The sequence below is a fragment of the Pseudomonas cyclaminis genome (genome assembly GCF_015163715.1).
Lineage (GTDB): Bacteria > Pseudomonadota > Gammaproteobacteria > Pseudomonadales > Pseudomonadaceae > Aquipseudomonas > Aquipseudomonas cyclaminis.
Genome location: NZ_JADDUM010000375.1, coordinates 1 through 4,526, shown reverse-complemented (window position 1 = coordinate 4,526; position 4,526 = coordinate 1). Strand labels below are relative to the sequence as shown.

4 protein-coding genes are annotated in these 4,526 nt (G+C 62.4%); 1 reads left to right on the top strand and 3 read right to left on the bottom strand.

Annotated features, from left to right (window positions below):
- From IQK56_RS30630 to IQK56_RS30620, 3 genes are all read right to left on the bottom strand, one after another.
- Positions 1 to 1,910: TonB-dependent siderophore receptor (locus tag IQK56_RS30630; RefSeq protein WP_193901976.1), on the bottom strand; the 1,910-nt coding region annotated here is incomplete at its 3' end.
- Positions 1,911 to 1,998: 88 nt separating this feature from the next.
- On the bottom strand, positions 1,999 to 2,958 hold the full coding sequence (locus IQK56_RS30625) for a FecR family protein (RefSeq protein WP_193863643.1): 960 nt from the start codon (positions 2,956 to 2,958) through the stop codon (positions 1,999 to 2,001).
- A gap of 53 nt (positions 2,959 to 3,011) precedes the next feature.
- Positions 3,012 to 3,509 (bottom strand): RNA polymerase sigma factor, encoded by a 498-nt coding sequence (locus tag IQK56_RS30620; RefSeq protein WP_122308745.1) that lies wholly within the window; start codon positions 3,507 to 3,509, stop codon positions 3,012 to 3,014.
- A gap of 194 nt (positions 3,510 to 3,703) precedes the next feature.
- Here IQK56_RS30620 and IQK56_RS30615 point away from each other — a divergent pair, with 194 nt between their 5' ends.
- Entirely contained in the window at positions 3,704 to 4,474 is a 771-nt protein-coding gene (locus IQK56_RS30615) for an ABC transporter substrate-binding protein (RefSeq protein WP_122308747.1), read from the top strand.
- The last annotated feature ends 52 nt before the right edge of the window (positions 4,475 to 4,526 follow it).

The window sequence follows — 4,526 nt, the reverse complement described above, 5'->3', positions numbered from 1 at the left end:
TTTTGCTGCTCGGTCTTGAATACGGCTGCGCTGACGCCCAGGCGCTCGTCGAGCAGCCGACCCTTGACCCCCACTTCCATGCTTTTGCCTTCCAGCGGTTCGATGATGCCGCCGGCGGTGCTGCGCAGGTATTGCGGTTTGAAGATCTCGGTCCAGCTGGTGTAGAGGCTCCATTGCGGCGTCAGGTCGTAGACCAGGCCGGTGTAGGGGGTGACTTTGCCATGCACGCGGGTGTCGTGCGGCGAGCCGTAGCCCAGGCCGTCACCGTCCGCGCTGAGCATGCGCGCACCGGCGATCCAGTGCAGGTCGTCGGCGAGGCTGAAGCGCGCACCGGCGAACAGGCTTTTCTGGCGGTCGGTAAACAGTTGGGTGTTGAGGTCGTCGGTGTAGTTCATCGCTGGCTCCACCACGTTGCCCGCCAGCACGTCGGCGAGGTTCTCCACTTGGTTGCCGCTTGATGTGCGGTAGTGGCCGCGCTCGGTGTGGTGCAGGCGGCCGTAGTTGGCACCGAGGGTCAACTCATGCTCGCGTCCCAGCAGGTTGAATGGCCCGGACAGCTGCGCTTCCCCCGTCACCTGGTTTTCCTTGCTGGTGGTGCGGTTGATATAGGCGGCCACGGTGTCGGCGGTGATTGGAATGGCGTAGAGCATTTTCGTGTCGGAATGCTGGCGTGTACCGGTCAGGGTGATCTTGCTGCTCCAGCCGTTTTCGAAGGTGTGGGTCAGCTCGGCGAAGGCGCGCTGGGTCTGGATGTTCCAGTAGGTCCAGGGCTGGCCCACGCTGGCGCTGCGGCTGCTGTAGTGGATGCGGTTGCCGGCGTAGTCGGCAATCGGCAAACCGCCCCAGGTGCTGCCGTTGGAGTAGCTGTCCTGTTGTGAGAAACCCACCGTGAGGGTGTCGGCGTCGGACAGATCGAAGGCCAGCAGGCCGGCAGTGACGTTGACTTCGTGGCTGTAGTGGTCGAGGTAGGAATTGCCCTTGTCATGGGCGGTGATCAGGCGGCCACGCACATTGCCGCTGTCGGTCAGTGGCCCGGACACGTCCAGGGCCAGGCGACGGTTATCCCAGGAGCCCGCACTGGCGTCGATCTTCGCCTGGAAGGTGTCGGTGGGCCGTTTGCGCACCAGGTTGACCGTGGCCGACGGGTCGCCCGCGCCGCTCATCAAACCGTTGGCGCCGTGGAGCACGTCGACCTGCTCGAACTCGGTCATGTCCTGCTCGCCGACCAGCACGCCGCCGGAAAAGGGCAGGCCCATGCCATCGTATTCGAAGTTTTCAATCTTGAAGCCACGCGAGGTGAAGGCGGTGCGGTCGGTTTCGAATTGCTCCACCGTGACCGACGGCGCGCTGCGCAGGGCTTCTTTCACGCTGTTGAGCTTGAAGTCATCCATTTGTTCGCGGGTGACGACGGTAATTGCCTGCGGCGTTTGTTTATCGCTCAGGCCCAGGCGGGTGGTGCTGGACACCGGCTTTCCCTGATAACCCACGCTGGGGCCGCCATCCTGTGTGGCGTAGTCCTGGATGTGGATGGCAGGCAGGGTCATCTCGCTGCTTTGTTGCGGCAGTGGCACCAGGTACACCGTCATCGCGTCGGTGCGGGCAAAGCTGTAGCCGCTGCCTTTGAGCAGTTCGGCCAGTGCCTGTTCGGGCGAGTACACCCCCACGACGGCCGAACTGCGCAGCGCGCTGTCGAGATTGCCGTCCAGCAGGACGTTTTGCCCCGATTGCTGGCTGAATGTCAGCAGGGCCTGGCGCAAGGGTTGGGCCGGGATATTCAGGGACACGCTGGTGGTCGTGGCTGGCGCTGGCGCCGCGTGTGCCTGGACGGCGCCCATGAGCAAGGTGCAGGCGAGGGCGGCGGCGCGCCAGTGCACGGTGGCTTGATGTCCAGGTGTGGAGTGCTTTGCCATTCAGGTTTTCCCTATGAGGTCGCGCTAACAGTCCCTGTAGGACGGATGAGTCTGCGCGATACCTGATGGCGATGTGAATTATTTGCGATTAGGCCGGTTGGATCAGGGTGATCAGGTCGGTGTAGCGCGTCGTCCGCACTGCCAGGGCCTTGGACAGCACGTCGAGCATCTGGTCGGGACGGTTCAGATTGAGGATCAGGCTGACGCGCCGCGCCGCCAGTTGCGCGTCGGGAATGAAGATCTTGCCCTCGCGCCAGCGTTGCAGGTGGTTGACCACGGTAAGCAGCGGGGTGTCGAAGAACACCAGGCGACCGTTGCGCCAGGCCAGGATCTGGTCCAGTTCGGCGCGTTGGATCGCCCCGGTGTGGGTACTGCTGAAGCGCAGCGCCAGGCCTTCGCCCAGGTCGGTCTGCTGGTTGGGGGTGATGACGCGAACCGTATGCCGGCTCACGCCCAACTGCGCCGTTGGACCGTCGCACGACAGGCAGAACTCACCTTCGCTGGCCAGCACCCGACCGGCCTCGGTCTGCACGGAGAACTCGCCACCGGCCTTGGGCAAGACCTGGAAAAACGCCTCGCCCTGCAACAATTCCACCGAGCGTTGGGCCGGGGAAAAGCTCAGGTTGAGCGCCGTGTTGCCCGCCAGTTCCACGGTTGAGCCATCCGGCAACTGCACGGTGCGCCGTTCGCCGATGGCCGTACGCACGTCGGCAAACGGTGCGCCTATGCCCTTGAACCACAGGGTGGTGGCGCCGCTGGCAACCACCGCCACACTGGCAGCGACTCCCAGGCCGACAAACCGCCGGCGAGACAGTTGCGGGGCTTGGGTGACAGGTGGCGCCAGCCGGGCCGTGGCCGCCCACAGATGTTCCAGATGTGCATAGGCCTGGGCATTGCGCGGGTCGGCGGCGAGCCACTGGGCCAATTGCTTGCGCTCGGCTGGCGTCGGCGCACCGCCCTGGATCAGGGCGAACCACTCGCTGGCCCGATGGCTGGCGTCATCGGGGCGAGGCGAGGTCGGGACAAGGCGCGGCGGTTCAACACTCATGGCTAATCAATTCAACGAGGACCGGTCAGGCGGCCGAGTATAAGTGAAGGGGCTCACTCAGGCATGCCCAGCTTCAACAGGTCGAGGGCGCGCACCATGCGGCTGTATGCGGTTTTCGGCGAGATGCCCAGGCGTTCGCCGATCTCCACGTAGGTCAGGCCTTCGATACGCACCATCAGGAACACTTCGCGGCAGGGCGCTGGCATGTTTTGGATCAGCGTGTTCAGTGCCGCCAGTTGCTGGTGGGCGATGGCCGCCTGCTCCAGCGTCGGGGTGGGATGTTCGAGGCTGGCCGCTTCCTGCTGGTCCAGCGGCTCGCCCTTGCGGTGCTCCTGGCGACGGGTGTGGTCGATAAACAGATTGCGCGCAGCGGAAAACAGGTAAGCCCGGAAATTGTCGATGCGCGTGCGGCCCATGTGCTCCGACAGGCGAATGAACGCGTCCTGCGTCAGGTCGGCTGCAGTTTCCTTGCAGCGCAAGCGACGGTCCAGGTACGCCTGGATTTCCCCGCGGTGGGCGAGATACAACGCCTTGAGATCTGAGCCGGACATAACGCTACCTGGTAGCCATGGAAGCAAGCGCGCGGAATATAACAAACGAGAATGATTGTTAATAGCCGGTTTTGGTGTTTTGGCGTGCGTTGACGATCAATACATAAAAGTCCAGTATGGAATTATAAGTACAAAAGTTCCTGCTGCATTTTTCTTCTCTCTTGCCAAACCAACAACAACTTGCGAGATCACCCATGAAGAAACGCTTGCTTATCACCGCCCTGGCCTTGATCGCTTCCAGCCATGTACTGGCCGCCGAGAAAACCCTGCGCATCGGCATTGAGGCGGCCTATCCGCCGTTTGCCTCCAAGACCCAGGAAGGCACGATCGTCGGCTTCGACTACGACATCGGCAATGCGCTGTGCGCGCAGATGAAGGTCAAGTGCGTGTGGGTTGAAGGTGAGTTCGATGGTCTGATTCCTTCCCTCAAGGTGAAGAAAATCGACATGGCGCTGTCGTCCATGACCATCAACGAAGACCGCAAGAAGTCGGTGGACTTCACCCACAAGTACTATTTCACCTCGTCACGCCTGGTGATGAAGGACGGCGCCGTGGTCGATGACCAGTACGCCAGCCTCAAGGGCAAGACCGTCGGCGTGCAGCGTGCGACCACCACTGACCGCTACGCCACCGAGGTGTTCGAGCCCAAGGGCATCACCGTCAAGCGCTACAGCAATAACGAAGAGATCTACATGGACCTGGCGTCAGGGCGCCTGGATGCGATCTTTGCCGACACCATCCCCCTGAATGACTTCCTGCAAATGCCACGGGGCAAGGGCTATGCCTTTGTCGGGCCGGAACTCAAGGACCCGAAATACGTGGGTGAAGGCGCGGGGATTGCGGTGCGCAAAGGCAACGAGGCGCTGGTCAGCGAGTTGAATACGGCCATTGACGGCATTCGTGCGAGTGGCGAGTACCAGAAGATTTCACAGCAATACTTCAAGGCCGATATCTACGGCGATTGATGCGACGGAGCTGCCCTTGTGGTGAGCGGGCATGCTGTGGTGAGCGGGCTTG